Source organism: Nocardioides sp. B129/18 (genome assembly GCF_055282735.1).
Window position 1 is genome coordinate 50,462 of the sequence record NZ_JBUZJI010000015.1, and the last position, 16,891, is coordinate 67,352.

The 16,891-nt window shown below is 73.7% G+C and carries 16 protein-coding genes; 7 read left to right on the forward strand and 9 right to left on the reverse strand.

The genetic code is table 11. The features are described from left to right. Positions 1-6: 6 nt before the first annotated feature. The 3 genes from ACZDWJ_RS12100 to ACZDWJ_RS12110 all read right to left on the reverse strand — a co-directional run bounded on the left by ACZDWJ_RS12100 (position 7) and on the right by ACZDWJ_RS12110 (position 3,651). Complete coding sequence (locus ACZDWJ_RS12100) at positions 7-816, reverse strand: CheR family methyltransferase (RefSeq protein ID WP_463521210.1); 810 nt, start codon at positions 814-816, stop codon at positions 7-9. Between the two features lie 44 nt (positions 817-860). Beyond that, positions 861-1,844 (reverse strand): methyl-accepting chemotaxis protein, encoded by a 984-nt coding sequence (locus tag ACZDWJ_RS12105; protein ID WP_463521211.1) that lies wholly within the window; start codon positions 1,842-1,844, stop codon positions 861-863. Positions 1,845-2,559: 715 nt separating this feature from the next. Next, positions 2,560-3,651, reverse strand: a complete 1,092-nt coding sequence (locus ACZDWJ_RS12110) for an acyltransferase family protein (RefSeq protein WP_463521212.1) — start codon at positions 3,649-3,651, stop codon at positions 2,560-2,562. Between the two features lie 124 nt (positions 3,652-3,775). On the opposite strand from ACZDWJ_RS12110, the gene ACZDWJ_RS12115 reads away from it, so the two are divergent. Both ACZDWJ_RS12115 and ACZDWJ_RS12120 read left to right on the forward strand, forming a co-directional pair. After that, the gene (locus tag ACZDWJ_RS12115) at positions 3,776-5,980 is read left to right on the forward strand and encodes a carbon starvation CstA family protein (RefSeq protein ID WP_463521213.1); all 2,205 of its coding nucleotides are present in this window, start codon (positions 3,776-3,778) and stop codon (positions 5,978-5,980) included. 7 nt (positions 5,981-5,987) lie between these two features. Further along, the gene (locus ACZDWJ_RS12120) at positions 5,988-6,191 is read left to right on the forward strand and encodes a YbdD/YjiX family protein (RefSeq protein WP_463521214.1); all 204 of its coding nucleotides are present in this window, start codon (positions 5,988-5,990) and stop codon (positions 6,189-6,191) included. Positions 6,192-6,249: 58 nt separating this feature from the next. Here the strand turns inward: ACZDWJ_RS12120 and ACZDWJ_RS12125 are convergent, their stop codons facing one another. Beyond that, positions 6,250-7,725: an HNH endonuclease signature motif containing protein gene (locus ACZDWJ_RS12125; protein WP_463521215.1), complete on the reverse strand. Its 1,476-nt coding sequence runs from the start codon at positions 7,723-7,725 to the stop codon at positions 6,250-6,252. Positions 7,726-8,082: 357 nt separating this feature from the next. Between ACZDWJ_RS12125 and ACZDWJ_RS12130 the strand changes: the two genes are divergently transcribed. The 3 genes from ACZDWJ_RS12130 (at position 8,083) to ACZDWJ_RS12140 (ending at position 9,786) form a co-directional block, all read left to right on the forward strand. Further along, the gene (locus ACZDWJ_RS12130) at positions 8,083-8,298 is read left to right on the forward strand and encodes a CbtB domain-containing protein (protein ID WP_463521216.1); all 216 of its coding nucleotides are present in this window, start codon (positions 8,083-8,085) and stop codon (positions 8,296-8,298) included. 13 nt (positions 8,299-8,311) lie between these two features. After that, the gene (locus tag ACZDWJ_RS12135; RefSeq protein WP_463521217.1) at positions 8,312-9,160 is read left to right on the forward strand and encodes a CbtA family protein; all 849 of its coding nucleotides are present in this window, start codon (positions 8,312-8,314) and stop codon (positions 9,158-9,160) included. Positions 9,161-9,240: 80 nt separating this feature from the next. Next, positions 9,241-9,786 (forward strand): (2Fe-2S)-binding protein, encoded by a 546-nt coding sequence (locus ACZDWJ_RS12140; protein ID WP_463521218.1) that lies wholly within the window; start codon positions 9,241-9,243, stop codon positions 9,784-9,786. 10 nt (positions 9,787-9,796) lie between these two features. On the opposite strand, the gene ACZDWJ_RS12145 is transcribed toward ACZDWJ_RS12140, so the two are convergent. The 5 genes from ACZDWJ_RS12145 to ACZDWJ_RS12165 all read right to left on the reverse strand — a co-directional run bounded on the left by ACZDWJ_RS12145 (position 9,797) and on the right by ACZDWJ_RS12165 (position 14,345). Continuing rightward, positions 9,797-10,510 carry a hypothetical protein gene (locus tag ACZDWJ_RS12145; protein WP_463521219.1) on the reverse strand — a complete coding sequence of 238 codons (714 nt, stop codon included), beginning with the start codon at positions 10,508-10,510 and terminating at the stop codon, positions 9,797-9,799. 95 nt (positions 10,511-10,605) lie between these two features. Next, a complete protein-coding gene (locus ACZDWJ_RS12150; protein ID WP_463521220.1) occupies positions 10,606-11,073 on the reverse strand; it encodes a hypothetical protein in 468 nt (155 codons plus the stop codon). Beyond that, on the reverse strand, positions 11,070-12,188 hold the full coding sequence (locus tag ACZDWJ_RS12155; protein WP_463521221.1) for a serine/threonine-protein kinase: 1,119 nt from the start codon (positions 12,186-12,188) through the stop codon (positions 11,070-11,072). Before ACZDWJ_RS12155 ends, ACZDWJ_RS12150 begins: the two co-directional genes overlap by 4 nt. Further along, a complete protein-coding gene (locus ACZDWJ_RS12160) occupies positions 12,185-13,117 on the reverse strand; it encodes a serine/threonine-protein kinase (protein WP_463521222.1) in 933 nt (310 codons plus the stop codon). Before ACZDWJ_RS12160 ends, ACZDWJ_RS12155 begins: the two co-directional genes overlap by 4 nt. Before the next feature lie 109 nt (positions 13,118-13,226). Then, a complete protein-coding gene (locus tag ACZDWJ_RS12165; RefSeq protein WP_463521223.1) occupies positions 13,227-14,345 on the reverse strand; it encodes an ArsO family NAD(P)H-dependent flavin-containing monooxygenase in 1,119 nt (372 codons plus the stop codon). A gap of 98 nt (positions 14,346-14,443) precedes the next feature. Here ACZDWJ_RS12165 and ACZDWJ_RS12170 point away from each other — a divergent pair, with 98 nt between their 5' ends. Beyond that, on the forward strand, positions 14,444-15,514 hold the full coding sequence (locus tag ACZDWJ_RS12170; protein WP_463521224.1) for an alkene reductase: 1,071 nt from the start codon (positions 14,444-14,446) through the stop codon (positions 15,512-15,514). Positions 15,515-15,634: 120 nt separating this feature from the next. Next, positions 15,635-16,858 (forward strand): FAD-dependent monooxygenase, encoded by a 1,224-nt coding sequence (locus tag ACZDWJ_RS12175; protein ID WP_463521225.1) that lies wholly within the window; start codon positions 15,635-15,637, stop codon positions 16,856-16,858. The last annotated feature ends 33 nt before the right edge of the window (positions 16,859-16,891 follow it).

Here is a 16,891-nt window from a genome sequence, read left to right on the forward strand (position 1 = left end):
GTCGGGTCAGCGGGGCCGGTAGAGCCCCGGGCTGCCGGGCACCGCCACCCAGGAGTCGTCGACGCCGACCGTCGACTCGGTCGCGCCGAGCAGCAGGTGACCGTCGGGGGCGATGACGCGGCGCACGCGGCCGAGGACCTCGCGCTTGGTGGCGACGTCGAAGTAGATGAGCACGTTGCGCAGCAGCACGACGTCGTACTGGCCGTGGACGGCCAGGGGCCGGCACAGGTTGGCGACCTTCGCGGTGACGCACCGCGCCAGCTCCGGGCCGACGACCCAGTGCTCGCCGTCGCGCTCGAACCAGCGGGCCAGGCGCTCGACGCCGAGGCCGCGGCCGATCTCGACCGGGCTGTAGCGGCCGGCCCGGGTGCGCTCGACCATCGCTGGGCTGAGGTCGGTGGCGAGCATCTCGAGGTCGAAGCCGATGAGGTCGGGGGTCTCCAGCGCCGTGATGAGCGCGCTGTAGGCCTCCTGACCTGACGAGCAGGCGGCGCTCCACAGCCGCAGGCGACGCCCGGGACGGCTGCGGGCCAGCGTCGGCAGCACCTCGGTGCGCAGGGTCTGGAACGGCGCTCCGTCGCGGAACCACAGGGTCTCGTTGACCGTCATGGCCGCGACGATCTGGGCGTGGGTGCGCGCGCTCGGATGGTGGCGCAGGTCGCGGACGAGGTCGGGGATGCCGCGGAACCCCAGCTCCTGGGCCACCGGCGTCAGGCGGCTGCTGACGAGGTAGTCCTTCCCGGGCTCCACGACGATGCCGGCCTCCCGGTGGACGAGCTCGCGGAGGAAGGTGAGGTCGAGCTGGGTCGGGGTCACGGGCGTCGCCTGTCGGCTCGGAGGTGGGGGGACGGGAGGGCGGATCAGAGCCGGAAGTGCTGCACCTCGGCGCGCAGCTTCTCGGCCATCCGGGCCAGCTCCTCGACGGCACCGAGGTTCTGGGCGACGGCCTGCGTCGTGGTGCTGGTGGCGGTGGCGACGCCGGTGACGTTGTGGGCGATCTCGGTGGTGCCGGTGGAGGCGGAGGCGATGATCCGGTTGATCTCGTTGGTGGTGGCCGTCTGCTCCTCCACGGCCGCCGCGATCGTCATCTGGTGGTCGTTGATCGCGAGGATGACGTCGCGGATCTGACCCATGGCGTCGACGGCGGCGAGGGTGTCTGCCTGGATGGCCTCGACCCGGCTCGAGATGTCCTCGGTGGCCCGCGACGTCGACTGCGCGAGGTCCTTGACCTCGTTGGCGACGACGGCGAAGCCCTTGCCGAGGTCGCCGGCGCGAGCGGCCTCGATGGTGGCGTTGAGGGCCAGCAGGTTCGTCTGCTCGGCGATCGAGGTGATCACCTTGACGACGTTGCCGATCTCCTGGCTCGAGGCGCCCAGGCGCGCCACCTGGTGGTTGGTGCGCTCGACGTGGTCGACGGCACCCGAGGCGACCCGGGCGGCCTCGTTGGCCGACTGGGAGATCTCGATGATCGCGGCGCTCATCTGCTCCGAGCCCGACGAGATGGTCTCGACGTCACGGCTCACCTCGCCGGCGGCCCCGGCGACGACGCCCGCCTGGACGGCGGTCTCCTCGGCGTTGGCCGCGATCTGGCTGGAGGCGGTCGAGAGCTGACTCGAGGCCGCGGCCACGTGCTCGCTGGAGGACATCACCGTGGAGACGATGTCGGCCACCGAGGCGATGGAGGCGTTGATGGAGCGCTGCAGCGCGCCGAGCTCGGCGCTGGCGTCCTCGGGCACCCGCTGGGTCAGGTCCCCCTCGGCGAAGCGCGCGACGGTCGCGGCGATGCCGCGCAGCGGCCGGGTGATGCTGCGGGCGATGAGCACCGAGGCGCCCACCAGCAGCACGAGGGCGACGGGCGCCGGTGACCAGGACGGTCCACCTCAGCCGGGCGATGGTGGCGTCGAGCTGGTCCTGGGAGGTGCCGCGGTCCATGGCGAAGTCGTCGAGCGAGCTGCCGATCTGCTCGTCGAGGGCGGTGATGCGTCGATCGATGGCCCCGAGCTCGCGACGCGCGGCGGCCGGGTCGCGCTCGGCGGTGGTGAAGTAGGCGCTGAACGCCGTCTCGAGGCTGGCGAAGTCAGCGGTGATCTTCTCGGCCTGCGTGGTGTTGTGGTGATCGAGCGGGAGGCGTCCCAGCGCCGCCAGGGAGGCACGGGCCTTCGCGAAGTCCTGGGTGCCCTCGGCCGACGAGCCGGCCGCGTCGCCCTGCAGCGCGGAGAAGGCCCGCCCGCGCAGGTCGCTGACCGAGCCGCGGACGTCGGTCATGAGCGTGCGGCCCTCGGCGATGGAGGAGGCGACCTCGTTCTCCCGGGCGACCGAGCCGGCGCTGGAGATCGCGCTGGCCCCGATCGTGACCGAGGCGACGGCGCCGATCGCCGCGATCGCCGCGAGGCGACGCCCGACGGTCCAGGTGATGGTGGGTCGTGCCATGGGTCCCCCTGCTCGCAGCGACGGAGGCTCCCGTCGGTCACCTCCACCCATCGGCGGCGCGCGCGGGCGACTGACGGGACGTTCGTCCCGACGACCCCGGGCCCGAGGTCCCTGGCGAGGTCCCCGGGCTCAGGACCGCTCGAGGCCGGTGCGGACAGCCGCCCGCAGCCGCGGCGCCCACGGCCGCTCGACGAGGTGGTGCACGCCGATCGCGAGGGCCAGCGCCAGCGTCGCGGCCAGCACGAGGACGAGGTAGGTCGGGAGCCGGTCGTGGAGCACGTCGATGATCGCGAAGCCGAACTGGCCGTGCACCAGGTACAGCGGGTAGGTGAGGGCTCCCAGCCAGCTGAGCAGCCGCCAGTCGAGATGGCGCAGCGGACCGCTGGTGACCAGCCAGATCGCGACGACGCCGACGACGAACGCAGCCGTCGTGACGCCGCCGCTGATGGGGCGGCCCTCGAAGCTGGGCGAGGTGTCGGCGTAGTCGAGCAGGTAGTCGGCGCAGAGCACGAGCTCGAGCCCGATCATCAGCCACACCACCGCGTCGCCGCGGTCGCGATGGACGAGGTAGAGGAGCATCCCGAGGGCGAAGAACGGACCGTAGGGCGCCAGCGCGAGCGTGGCGACGAGGTCGGACCCGCTGCCCTCGGCGAGCCGCCCGATCAGGGGCACCAGCAGCGCGAACGCGAGGACCCGGCGCCGGGTGATGCCCACGCACAGGAACACCGCCACCAACAGGTAGAACAGCAGCTCGTACCAGAGCGTCCAGAAGGCGCCCTGGACGTCGCGAGCCTCGTAGCCGTGCTGGAGCATCGTCAGGTTCACCAGGCCCTCGCGCAGGTCCGGCGAGCGGCCGCCGTCCCAGAAGGCCTGCAGCAGCAGGGTCATCAGCACCACGGCCCAGTAGGCCGGGAAGAGCCGCGCCACGCGGGAGGATGCGAAGGCCGGGAGGTCGCGCCCCCAGGCGGTCATGAGGATCACCAGACCGGAGATCACGAAGAACACGTGGACGCCCAGGAAGCCGTAGCGGGTGACCTCCGACAGCGTCGGGAAGACCACCTGGGTCGGCTTGCCCCAGTCGTCGATCAGGCTGCCGGTGTAGTGGTAGGCGAGCACCGATCCCGCGGCGAGGAAGCGCAGGGCGTCCAGGCCGCGCATCCGGGGGGCGACGACGGCGCTCGCCGCGGCCGCGGCGGGGCTCGGATCGGGGACGTCGCGCACGAGCACGGAGCCTAGATCACCGCCCGGGACCGACCGACTCTGCGCGCGATGGGTGACGGCCGTCACCGGGGATGGCAGGGTGAGGTCTGCTCGTCTTGCCTTCGACCACCTCGGGAGTGCGTCCATGTCAGGTCCTCACCTGTCCACCCTGTCCCCCGACGTCGCGGATCCCCGTCCGCCGCGTCCCGCCTGGCTGCGTCGCCTTCTCTGGGCGCTGGTCGGGGCTGTCGGCGGCGTCTCGTGGGCCGTGCTCGCACTCGCGCGCGGGGAGGACGTCTCCGCGCTGTGGATCCTCTTCGCCGCGCTCGCCTCGTACGCGATCGCCTACCGCTTCTACGCCCGGTGGATCGCCCGGCGGGTGCTGGAGGTCGACGACTCCCGCGCCACCCCGGCCGAGCGGATGGAGGACGGCGTCGACTACGAGGTCACCGACCGGCGGGTGCTCTTCGGCCACCACTTCGCCGCCATCGCCGGAGCCGGCCCGCTCGTCGGCCCGGTGCTCGCCGCGCAGATGGGCTACCTGCCCGGCACGATCTGGATCATCGTCGGCGTCATCCTCGCCGGCGCCGTCCAGGACATGGTGGTGCTGTTCTTCTCGGTGCGGCGCGACGGGCGCTCGCTGGGGCAGATGATCCGCGATGAGATCGGCGTCGTCGGCGGCACAGCCGCCCTGGTGGCGGTCTTCGCCATCATGATCATCCTGCTGGCGGTGCTCTCGCTGGTCGTCGTCAACGCGCTCGCGGAGTCGCCGTGGGGCGTGTTCTCCATCGGCCTGACGATCCCGATCGCGCTGCTCATGGGCTTCTGGCTGCGGGTCGTGCGCCCGGGCCGCGTGCTCGAGACCACCGCGCTCGGCGTGGTGCTCCTGCTGGCCGCGATCGTCGGCGGCGGCTACGTCGAGCAGCTCGGCCTCGAGGGACCCCTGACGCTCTCGAAGGAGACCCTGACGTTCCTGCTCATCGGCTACGGCTTCCTCGCCTCGGTGCTGCCGGTGTGGATGCTGCTGACCCCGCGCGACTACCTGTCGACCTTCATGAAGGTCGGCGTCATCGTGCTGCTGGCCGTCGGCCTCGTCATCGCCCACCCGACGCTGCAGGCCGACGCCGTCAGCCCGTTCGCCTCCTCCGGCAAGGGCCCCGTCTTCGCCGGGCAGCTGTTCCCGTTCGCGTTCATCACGATCGCCTGCGGCGCCCTCTCGGGCTTCCACGCCCTCATCTCCTCGGGCACGACCCCGAAGATGCTGGCCAAGGAGAGCCAGGTCCGGATGATCGGCTACGGCGGCATGCTCATGGAGTCGTTCGTGGCCATCAGCGCGCTCATCGCCGCCTGCGTCATCGACCAGGGCCTGTACTTCTCCATCAACGCCCCCGCCGGGCTCACCGGCGGCACGGTCGAGGAGGCGGCGCGGTTCGTCGGCACCCTCGGCTTCCAGATCACCCCCGACCAGCTCGCGGCCGCCGCCCGCTCGGTGGAGGAGCAGTCGCTCATCTCCCGCACCGGCGGCGCCCCGACGCTGGCCTTCGGCATCTCGCAGGTCTTCTCCGACGCCTTCGGCGGCGGGCTCGCCGCGTTCTGGTACCACTTCGCGATCATGTTCGAGGCGCTGTTCATCCTCACCGCCGTCGACGCCGGCACCCGCGTGGGCCGGTTCATGCTGCAGGACACCATCGGCAACGTGTGGCCGCGCTTCGGCGACGTCTCCTGGCGTCCGGCCGCCTGGTCGGCCTCCGCGGTCGTCGTCGGCGCCTGGGGCTACATGCTCTACGTCGGCGTCACGGACCCCCTCGGCGGCATCAACCAGCTCTATCCGCTCTTCGGCATCTCCAACCAGCTGCTCGCCGCCATCGCGCTGACGCTGTGCGTCACGCTGCTGGTCAAGCACGGCAAGGCCCGCTACGCCTGGGTGCCGGGGGTGCCGCTAGCCTGGGACCTGCTGGTCACCCTCACCGCGTCGTACCAGAAGGTCTTCTCCGACGATCCCGCCATCGGCTACTTCGCCCAGGCCGACCGCTACCGCGACGCCGCCCGCGCAGGGGACCTCCTGGCCCCGGCCACCACGGCCGACCAGATGGACACCGTCGTCCGCAACTCCACCACCAACGGCGTCCTGCAGGCGGTCTTCGCGCTGCTGGTGATCATCGTCGTCGCGAACGCCGCCCTCGTCGTGGTGCGGGCGCTGCGGGCCGGCGGCCTGCCCACCACCGAGGTGCCGGCCACGCCGTCGCAGATCGTCGCGCCCAGCGACTTCTTCGCCACCCCCGAGGAGAAGGCGGCGCTCGCAGCCTGGGAGGCCGAGCAGGGTCGCGATCCGGTGGGCAGCGGGAGGTGAGTGCCCGATGAGCAGCCCCGTCCCGGTCTCGCCGCTGGCGCGCGCCCTGCGCGGTCTCACCTGGTACCTGCGCCGGGTCTCGGGCGAGGCCCGCTACGACGACCACCTCGCCGCCTGCCGCCGCGACGGCGTGGAGCCGATGAGCCGACGCGACTTCGAACGTCATCGCGCGCACCTCAAGGAGCACTCTCCCACCTCGCGCTGCTGCTGAGCGCGCGCCTCCAGCCCGGGACCGGGTGTCGGTCACGGGCTGGGGGTTCAGCGGGGTGTCAGGGTGCGGGGGTCTCGACAGGCTCGACCATCGAAGGCTCAGGCTCGGCCGCTCGATCGGGGTCGGGGAGCATGACGGTGCCGGAAGGTCCACGTCGGAAGTGGACGCCGGTGGGGCTGGTCCAGAGATGGTGCCCGGGATTCTCGGGGTCGGACCGGTACCGCCAGCCCGAATGCGTCTTGGACCGATGGTGGTGTCGACACAGGCACGCCAGGTTCCACGACGAGGTCGGTCCGCCGGAGTCGAACGGGTCGATGTGGTCGAGGTCGGCGCGTCGGGCGGGGCGTCGGCAGTGCGGGAAGACGCAGGTGCGGTCGCGGACGATGACCTGCTCCCGGAGCAGTGGTGCGGCCTCGTAGGACTCGCAGTGCCGCTCCGCCGCGAGGTCGAGCACAGGCCGGATCGTCACCTTCGACGAGCCTGCGCACCAGCCCTTGACGGCGTCGAGGAGGAGCGGGGAGCGGGTGGACTCGAGCGTCGTGATGGGGCCGATCTCGCCGAGCGCGTCAGCGGAGAGGTGGACGTAGAGGATCGTCTCCCTCCTGCGTCCGGGTGCTGGGGTCTCGACAGGCTCGACCACCGAATCCGACTGGTGATCGAGCTTGTCGAGATCCCCGGACAGACCCAGGTGCTCACGCCCCAGTTGCCCTGCGGCCCAGGCACGCCGTGCGTCGAGGGGTTCGGTCGAGCCCAGGGCGAGTGCCTGGTGGGCGAGCTCGGCGAGGGCGGCGTCCAGGTCGATCGCATCTTCCCGATCCATCCGGCCGTGGACGTCGACGGTGCCGTCCAGACTGGGCTGGTCGACCACGATGTCGAAGCGCCGGTCATCCCGGGCCAGCCGCTGACGCAGGGCCGCAAGATCGGGGTCGACCTGCTGCTCGGCGAGACTGATCGCGTTCTCGATCGCCCGCCGGCCGATCGAATGCGCATAGGCCGCGAGCAGCTGATCAGCCCGAGCAGCCGCCTCGAACGACAGCACCACCGTCTGCTCGGCGATCCGACGCACCTGCGCCACCGTCACCTCCCCCTCCACCAGCCGGGCCCACAGCCGCGGGAGCCGGGTGCACGCCTCCAACGCATGGCCCACGTAGAACCGGCCCGAATCCGTCGACATCCCCAGGGCGGCCGCGATCTCGTCGCAGCAGTACTCGCTGACCATCGGCGCACCAGGGCCGGCGATCGACACCTCGCAGTGCGTGCCCACCAGGAACGCGGCGTCCATCTCATCGGCCACGGTGTGAGCGATGGCCCAGTCCGCGGCGATCTGGAAGGCCTCCCGCTCCAGAGCCTCAGCACCCTGCTTGGCCTGCATCGCAGCGCGCAGCAGGTCGCTGTCGCGCAGGAGACGAGGCTTCCGAGTGGCCATGCCCCATTCTATCCGAACAGCAGTTCGAAACGAAGAGAATGTGCACAGGCTTCGCGGGCGGGTGCGGGGGTCTCGACAAGCTCGACCACCGAGGCCGCGCTCGACCACCGGGGCCGCGCTCGACCGCCGAAGCCCACCCCGACCACCGAAGCCCCGCTCGACCACCGGAGCGGCGCACCGACGCGGCGGCCCGGAGGACCGCCCTTCTAGGTGCGCCCTTCAACGCGAGGCCAACCAGGAAGCCGGCCACGAGATGCAATCCGACGGATGCCCCCACGGACACCCCGACGACACCCACCCCGCGCATGCCCTAGGGTGAGCGCGCTGACCCGAGGAAGCCGGTGAGAGTCCGGCGCAGTCGCGCTACTGTGACGCCGCCTCCGATCCTGGATGCGACGAAGCCAGACCCGACGGCCGGCTCATCCATCCAACGACCAGGGACGCAGTCATCCCTGAGGAGGCACCGTGTCTGAGCACGCCGTTCCCGCGACCCCCGAGGTCGCCGTTCCCGCCATCCCCGTCCGGGAGCTGGCTCCGTGGGCCGTTCTCCTCGGCCTGATCGCCCTCATCGCGCTGTTCTTCATCAGCGCCGACCAGGGCGCCGTCTCGATCCCGGCCGGCACCGCGGTGCACGAGTGGGTCCACGACGGGCGTCACCTCCTCGGCTTCCCCTGCCACTGAGCAGGGGCGGCGGATGAGTCCCCGAGCCTTCCTCGTCCGCGGCCTGCTGATCGGCCTCCTGGCCGGCGTGGCGACCTTCGTGGTCGCCTACGTCGCCGGGGAGCCGCATGTCCAGACCGCGATCGAGCTGGAGGAGTCCGGCGGCGCCGCGAGCGCCGCCTCCCCGGCCACCGAGTCGGAGCACCACCACGACGCCGGCACACCGGCCCACACGCACGACGAGGCCGACCAGCAGGCTGGCGCGGAGTCGGGTCACAGCCATGGCGAGGAGGCCCCCGTCAGCCGGCACGACCAGCGGACGTGGGGCCTGCTCACCGGCACGCTGACCGTGGGCGTCGCCCTGGGCGGCGTCGTCGCCCTGATCGCGGCGGGCGCGGTCGGGCGACTGGGACGCCTCACGGTGCCCCAGTCGACCGCCACCGTGGCGCTGGTCGGCTTCGTCGCCTACGGCGTCGTGCCGTTCCTGAAGTACCCGGCGACGCCGCCGGCGGTCGGTCGCGCCGACACCATCGGCGCTCGCACGGGCGACTACTTCGGGTTCCTGCTGGTCTCGATCGTGACGGCCGTGATCGTGGTCGTCGTGGCCGCCCGGGTCTGGGAGCGCGTGGGCGCGTTCTGGACCGTGGTGGGCGCCGCGGCGGCGTACGGCGTCGTGATGCTGGTGGCGGGCCAGGCGTTCCCGACCGTCAACGAGATCGGCGACTTCCCGGCCGACACGCTCTGGTACTTCCGCCGGGCCTCGCTGCTCACCCTCGCCACGCTGTGGACGGTGATCGGGGTCGGCCTGGTGGGCGCCGTGCGTCCGCTGGCCGCGGCGTCCGCCGAGCGGGCGGCTCGTCGCGAGCTGGCGGCGAGCCTCTGACGACGCACGGACCGGTCCTCGCGGCGGCGCTCCAGGGCGTCGCCGCGTGGCCGGTCGACCTGAGTCCCGGCCCCGGCTTCGTGCCGCTCGCCGAGCTCGACCTCGACGCCTACGTCGCCGCGATCGGCGTCCGCCTGGGCGGTCCTCCCCCGCGCGTGGCGGAGTCGGCGGCCGTCATGGGCATCGCCTCGCGGCTGTGGTCGGCGGCACTGGTGCCGGCCGTCACGCACGGCGTCGCCCCGCAGGCCTCCGACCTCCTGGCCCGGCACGTCGACGGCGCCCTCGAGCTGGGCCTGCGGCCGACGACGACCGTGCGTGCTGACCCGGCCCGCGTGCACGCGATCGCGACCCAGGTGCTGGAGCCCGTCATCGAGCATCTCCGCGTGAGCAGCACGCTGCTGTGGGCCAACGTGGCCGCCTCGCTCCACGCGGTGCCGCGGGTGCATGCGCTGCCGGCTGCTCGGGCCTGGTGCGAGCGGCTGCTGGGCGTCGAGCCGCTGCGCGGTCATCTCGACGTGCGCGGCGGCATCGCACGGCGCAGCGCGACCTGCTGCCTGTTCTACCGGGTGCCGGGCGCCGCGGTCTGCGGCGACTGCGTGTTCGACGCGGCGCCGCAGCGGCGCTGACCGGGCGGGCTCAGCCCCCGGAGCCGATCCAGGGGCCGACGATCACATCGGCCCGACGACGCAGCGCGTCGACCTCGGCCCTCACGCGTGCGGAGTCCAGCACGCCGTCGACGACCTCGTCGATGCCCGCGGCCAGGTGACGACTGCGCTGCTCGTCGTCCTGCGCGGCCAGCACCGCCGCGTCGAGCGCGAGGAGGCCGACCCGCTCGGAGAGCCCGGCGAGACCGGACACCACCGACTCCAGCGCGTGCGCGGAGCGGCGCATGCCGGCCAGGTCGTCCAGGGCCCGCGACACCACCTGCTCGGACCGGGCGGCGTCGACCGTCGGCGCCTCGGGCCGCTGCTCGCGGCTCGGCGTCCAGGAGACGACCCGCGCCCAGGGGCGCAGCCCGGCTGCCGTCCGCAGCGGCGTGATCTCGAGCTCGACGGCGCCGTGCGCGGCGGCCAGGGAGAGCACGCAGCGCTCGCGCACCGCGTCCAGGAGGGCCGTTCCGAGCAGCGGCGAGCCGACGAGGTCGGCGAGGCGACCGCCCAGCCAGGCGGTCTCGTCGGCCTCGGCATGAGCGCGAGCGTTCATCGCGACGATGCGGTGGTCGTCGGCGGCGTCGAGCAGCACGCCGGGCCGGTCGCTGGCGGCCAGGCAGGCGCGCCAGCGGTCGATCAGGTGGGCACGGTCGGCGGGCTCGGGCAGGGCGGAGCCGGCCGAGGAGAGCATGACGGTCATGGCACGTCCACGGTTCTTGGGGGGTGTCGGGGGGACGCTCCTCCCATCGGCCGCGAGCCCTTGCTCCTGAGGACGACGAAGACCCTCGCGGGGCCTCAGTCCTTCTTCGGGCCGCCCTTCTTGACGTCGCCGCCGGGCTTGCCGGGCTTGCCCTTCCCGGGCTTGCCGGGCTTGCCGGGGCCGGTGGGCTGATCCGACTCGTCGTCGCCCTCGTCGTCAGCGGTGGGCGACGGCGTGGGCGTCGGGGTGGGGCTCGACGACGGACTCGGGGTCGACGACGGCAGCCGCGCCAGCAGGGCCCGGGCCGCGGAGGTGATCGCGTCAGCGTCATCAGCGCCCAGGGCGCCGTCCTCGCGAGCCGAGGCGACCCGGGAGAGCAGGGCGCGCAGCCGCGATCGGGCGGTGGCGGTGTCGCCGTCGACGATCGCGTCGTCGATGCCGGCCAGCGCCGTGCGCAGCGCGGGCACGCTCTCGGCGGGGGTGGGGTCGTCGCCGCCGCAGCCGACGAGGAGGCCGCCGGCGAGCAGCGTCAGGGTCGCCAGGGCGGCGCGGGCGCGCGTCATCGGGTGCCTCCGATCGCGCCGTGGAGCTGCTGGAGGGGGTCGCGGTAGCGGTCCGGGACGCCGCTGGGCAGAGGCGTGGGCTCGGGCTGCGAGGAGTCGCCGCCGGTGAGCTGCACGAGGCCGGCCACGAGCACCAGCGCGACCAGGAGCCCGAGGACGATCAGCACCGGGCGCGGAATCGCTGGGGTGCGACGAGGACGCGCGGGCACGGGCGGCTGCGGCGCCGCGGCGTCGAGCAGGCGGGTCGGCGGATCGAGGGGCGCCGTCATCATCTCGGTGGCCTCGCCGGCCCACGGCAGCTCCTCGAGCGCGATGGCGCGCGAGGCGACCTGCGCGGCGTCGGGCCGCTGCCGCGGGTCGCGGGCGGTCATCTCCGAGAGCAGCCGGTGCCAGCCGGGGGCCAGACCGGCCGGCAGCTCGACGTCGCGCGCCCGCGCCGCGAGCACCTCCGCGAGCGTGCCGGAGGCCTGCGAGCGTCCGGTGAGCACCTCGAGCATCACCAGCCCGAGGGCGTGGACGTCGACGGCCGGGGTGGCGGGCGAGCCGTCGAGCTGCTCGGGAGCGAGGTAGGCCGGGGAGCCGACGAGCTGGCCGGTCCGGGTGTGGGAGGTCGCCTGATCGAGGAGGCGGGCGATGCCGAAGTCGACCAGCCGCGGACGGCCGTCGGCAGTGACCAGCACGTTCGACGGCTTCACGTCGCGGTGCACGACGCCGCGGGCGTGGGCGTAGGCGAGGGCCTCGGCGAGCTCCTGCAGGAGTCGCCGCGGCTGCGGTGCCCGCCTCTCGCGCACCAGCGCGGAGAGCGGGTCGCCGTCGACGAGCTCGACCACCAGGCAGGGCCGCTCCCCCACGGCCGGGTCGGCGAGCGTGCCGACGTCGAGCAGCGTGACGATGTTCGGGTGGCTCAGCAGCGCGAGCGTGCGGGCCTCCTCGGCGAACCGAGCGCCGTCGGGGTCGACCATCGCGTGGTCGAGCAGCACCTTGACGGCGACGTCGCGTCCGAGGCGACGGTCGCGAGCGCGGTGCACCGCGGCGCTCCCGCCGACGGCCACGGGGTCGCCGATCTCATAGCGCTCGTCGAGCACCAGTCCGGTCAGCGAGCGGGCCCCGCTCACGAGGCGGCGGCGGCGAGGGGCTCGGGCAGGGCCATCGCCTGGGTGTCGACGTCGAGGGTGGAGCGGGTCGGGAGCGGGGCGATGTCGACGCGCCAGGGCCGCTCGGGCAGCGTCGGCGCGACGCGCGCGAGGTGGCGCATCGACGGGCGAGTGAGCGGCTCGGCGGCGGTCATCGCCGCGAGCAGGTCGCGCCAGCGCGGGTCGAGGCCGGCGGGCAGCGGCATGGGCTGGCGACGCGCCGCGAGGACGTCCTGCACCGAGCCGGCCAGGCGGGGACGCGCGCCGAGGACCTCGAGCATCACCAGGCCGAGGGCGTGGACGTCGACGGCCGGCGTCGAGGCGCCGCCGGCGAGCACCTCGGGCGCGAGGTAGGCCGGGGAGCCCAGCACGGCGCCGTGCGGCACCGGGACGTCGGGGCCGTGGCCGCGGCGGTGGGCGATGCCGAAGTCGATGAGCCGCGCGCGACCGTCGAGGCCCAGGAGCACGTTGGACGGCTTGACGTCGCCGTGGACGACGTCGAGGGAGTGCACGTGGGCGAGCGCGGCGGCGAGCTGGCCGAGCAGGCGCGGCGCGGGCCACGGCAGGGCCCGGCGCTCGCGGGCCAGGGTGGCGAGGGTGGGGCCCTCGACGAGCTCGGTGACGAGGTAGGGACGACCGCGGTGGCGGCCGGCGTCGAGGAGCCCGACGACGCCGGAGTGCCGCACGCGGGCCAGCATCCGGGCCTCGCTCAGCAGGCGGTCGGCGGCCTGGTCGACGCTCGGCTCGACCTTGAGCAGCTTCAGGGCGACCTCGCGCTCGAGCCTCAGGTCGCGGGCCCGGTGCACCACGGCGCTGCCGCCGGCGCCGAGCCGCTCGAGGAGCACGTAGCGCTCGGCGACGACCGAGCGCGGCGCGGCCGAGGAGAGCCGGCGGCGGGCAGCAGTGGTCATCGGAGCACCTGTCGGGGGAGGGAGCATGGTCGTCTCGGTGATCCCCGGCCGTCACGTCCCCGAAACACCGGGCCCTCCCCCGGAGGGAGGGAGGGCCTGCTCCCCCGCCTCAGGTCCCGCTCGGCTCCTCGTTCCCGACAGCCACGTGCTCGGCGACGGCGCGCGCCGAGCGGTTCACCCCGAGCAGCGTGGCCGACGCCGGCCCGCTCCAGTCCCCGTAGCCCACGAGCAGCACCCGCGGGTCGTCCTCGGCGACGACCGCCGCGCCGCCGGGCGTCGCCGGACGCGTGCGCGGATGGCCGGAGCGCTGGGTCAGACCGAGCGGGTGGAGGTGACGGAGCGCAGGACGGAAGCCGGTGCACCAGACCACGGCGTCGAACGGCTCCTCGCCGGTCTCTGCCCACCGGGCGCCGCCGACCGTCAGCTCCTCGGGCATCGGGCGGGCGCGCAGGCCGTGCTCGTCGCGGGCCCGCCGCACCGACGGCACCGCGACGACGTCGCCCAGCCCGCCGACGCCCTCGTCCCGGCGTCCGGCTGCCCGGGCCTCCACCGCACGGGTGGCGGTGGCGAAGAGCACCCGCCCGTCGACGTCGTCGGGCAGCAGGCGAGGCGGGCGCCGGGTGGCCCACACCGTCTCGACGCCGGCCAGCACGAGATCGGCGGCGATCTGGGCCCCGGAGTTGCCGCCGCCCACGACCAGCACGCGTCGTCCGCGGAGCACGGCGGCGCCCGCGTAGTCGGCGGTGTGCAGCTGCACGCCGGCGAACCGCTCCATGCCCGGGAACCGCGGCCAGAACGGCCGCCGCCACGAGCCTGTGGCGCTGACCACCCAGCGGGCGCTCCAGCGACGCCCGTCGTCGGCCTCGACGCTCAGCCGCTCCCCCGCCGACCGGACGGCCGTGACGCGCACCGGCCGCTCGACGGGCAGGGCGTAGCGCTCCTCATAGGCCGCGAGATAGGCCGTCACGTGCGCGGCGTCCGGCTCGCCGTCGCCGGGCCACGGCGGCATCGGCCATCCCGGCAGCGAGCTGATCGAGGCCGGCGAGAACAGGTGGAGGGTGTCCCACATGTCCTGCCACGCGCCGCCCGGAGCGGGGTGGTCGTCGAGCAGCACCACCGACGGCGCTCGTCCGCCGCGGCGGCCGAGGCGCTGCAAGTGGTAGCCCACCGCCAGCCCGGCCTGACCGACGCCGATGACGCAGACGTCGACCTCGGGATGCTCGGGCACGCCGTCAGCCTAGGCGGCGCGCAGCCTCACCCGTTCAGTGGAATGGCGCCTGCCTCGTCGGCCTTGCGCCAGGTGACATCCACGCAGAAGGAGCTTCGATGACGGACCTGTTCACCCCGCTGTCCACCCCGCTCGGCGAGCTGCCGAACCGGATGGTGATGGCCCCCCTGACGCGCAACCGCGCCGACGGCGACGGCGTCCCGGGCGACCTCCAAGTCGAGTACTACCGCCAGCGCGCCAGCGCCGGCCTCATCATCACCGAGGGCACCCAGCCCAGCGGCGTCGGCCAGGGCTACCTCAACACCCCCGGCATCCACAGCGACGCGCAGGTCGCGGGCTGGCGCCGGGTCGCCGACGCCGTGCACGCCGACGGCGGACGCATCGTCGTCCAGCTGATGCACGCCGGCCGCATCGCGCACCCCGACAACAAGCACGGCCTCGAGACCATCGCGCCGAGCGCCCTGCCCGCCCCCGGCGAGATGATCACCGCCAACGGCTCGTTCCCCCACCCGGTGCCGCGCGCGCTGGAGGCCGACGAGATCGACGGCGTCATCGAGGACTACGTCCACGCCGCCCGCCAGGCCATCGCCGCCGGCCTCGACGGCGTCGAGGTGCACGCCGCCAACGGCTACCTCATCCACCAGTTCCTCGCCCCGGGCGCCAACGAGCGCACCGACGAGTGGGGCGGCTCGCCTGCCAACCGGGCCCGCTTCGCCATCGAGGTCACCCGCCGCGTCGCCGAGGCCATCGGCGCCGAGCGCACCGGTCTGCGCATCTCCCCGGCCCACAACATCCAGGGCTGCGACGAGCTCGACCCCGACGACGTGCGCGCCACCTACACCGCGTTCATCGAGGGCATCGCCGACCTCGGCCTGGCCTACCTCTCGATCCTCGCCGACCCGCGCGGCGACCTGACCCAGGACCTGCGCAAGGTCTTCGGCGGCGTCACGTTCGTCAACTCCGGCTTCGCCGACATCACCACCCGCGACGACGCGGCCGCCCTGGTGGCCGACGGCGTCGGCGACGCCGTGGTCATCGGACGCCCGTTCCTCGCCAACCCCGACCTGGTGCGCCGCTGGCGCGAGGGTCTGGAGGAGAACGAGCCGAACCAGGCCACGTTCTACGGCGGCGGCGCCGAGGGCTACACCGACTACCCCTTCGCCGACTGACCTCTTCACGCAGACGACGGCCCGCCCCTCGCGAGGGGCGGGCCGTCGTGGTCCGCGACGGACTCATATTGCTCTACTGGTAGATTACTTCTTCCTGAAGTCATCCATGGAGGAGTCGTCGTGCCCACCTCTCATCCTCGGCCCCGCGTCCTCGTGACCGGGGCCTCGATCGCCGGACCCGCCGTGGCCTGGGCCCTGGACCGCAGCGGATTCGACGTCGTGCTGCTCGAGCGCTCCCCCGCGCCCCGGGAGGCGGGGCAGAACATCGACGTCCGTGGCCCGGGTCGCGAGGTCATCCGTCGCCTCGGCGTCGAGGAGGAGGTCATGACGTCGTTGACCGGAGAGCAGGGCACGCGCTACGTCGACGACCGTGGTCGGCCCTACGCGCAGTTCCCCCGGGTCGAGGGCCAGGACGGCCCGACCGCCGAGGTGGAGATCCTGCGGGGACGGCTCTCGCGGATCCTCCTCGACGTCGTGCCCGACCACGTGGAGCAGCGCTTCGGCGACCACGTGGTCGGGGTCGACCAGGACGAGACCGGCGTGGAGGTCGCCCTCGCCTCCGGAGCTCGCGAGCACTACGACCTCCTGATCGTGGCCGAGGGCCGCAGCTCGCGGACGCGTCGCGTGGTCCTCGCCGACCAGACCCGCCATCGCGACCACGGGGTCACGATCACCTACGGGACGCTCGAGCGACGCCCGACCGATGGCGACACCTGGGACTGGCACACCGCCACCGGCGGCCGGGTCGCCTCGATCCGACCCGACGACGAGGGGACGATGCGGGCCAGCCTGTCCTTCGAGTCCGATGCCGACGACTTCGAGTCCCTGCCGGTCGCCGAGCAGCTTGCCCGCCTGCGCGCGCGCTTCGCCGGCGCCCGATGGGAGACCGACCGGATCCTGCGCGGCTTCGCCGAGCGCCCCGAGGAGCTCTACGTCCAGCGCATGGAGCAGGTCATCGTCTCGCCCTGGGCGCGGGGGCGCGTGGTCCTGGTCGGCGACGCCGCCTGGGGTTCCGGACCGACGGGCATGGGCACCACGCTCGCCCTCGTCGGCGCCTACGTGCTCGCGGGCGAGCTCGCCGCCGACCTGCGGCCCGACGGCATCGATCCCCGGCAGGCCTTCGGACGCTACGAGGACCTCCTACGCACCTACGTCGACAGCGCCCAGGGCCTGCCGCCAGGAGGCGCCCGCCTGCTGCACCCCTCGAGCCGACTCGGAAGGCGTGCCCTGCAGACCGCGCACTGGCTCGCCTCCCGCCCTCCCGTCCGCGGGTTCGCCCAGCGGCACCTGCTCACCAGCGCGAAGGGGGAGCCGGACCTGCCGCACTACCCGTCGCTCGCCTGAGGGGCGCCTGCCGACGGCCTGCCGGTACGGTGA

What these genes read in the sequence shown, in the direction of transcription:
- ACZDWJ_RS12115 (WP_463521213.1), top strand. Translation starts at nt 3,776, where the DNA reads ATGTCAGGTCCTCACCTGTCCACCCTGTCCCCCGACGTCGCGGATCCC.
- ACZDWJ_RS12135 (WP_463521217.1), top strand. Translation starts at nt 8,312, where the DNA reads ATGAGTCCCCGAGCCTTCCTCGTCCGCGGCCTGCTGATCGGCCTCCTG.
- ACZDWJ_RS12170 (WP_463521224.1), top strand. Translation starts at nt 14,444, where the DNA reads ATGACGGACCTGTTCACCCCGCTGTCCACCCCGCTCGGCGAGCTGCCG.
- ACZDWJ_RS12150 (WP_463521220.1), bottom strand. Translation starts at nt 11,073, where the DNA reads ATGACGCGCGCCCGCGCCGCCCTGGCGACCCTGACGCTGCTCGCCGGC.
- ACZDWJ_RS12145 (WP_463521219.1), bottom strand. Translation starts at nt 10,510, where the DNA reads ATGACCGTCATGCTCTCCTCGGCCGGCTCCGCCCTGCCCGAGCCCGCC.
- ACZDWJ_RS12160 (WP_463521222.1), bottom strand. Translation starts at nt 13,117, where the DNA reads ATGACCACTGCTGCCCGCCGCCGGCTCTCCTCGGCCGCGCCGCGCTCG.
- ACZDWJ_RS12120 (WP_463521214.1), top strand. Translation starts at nt 5,988, where the DNA reads ATGAGCAGCCCCGTCCCGGTCTCGCCGCTGGCGCGCGCCCTGCGCGGT.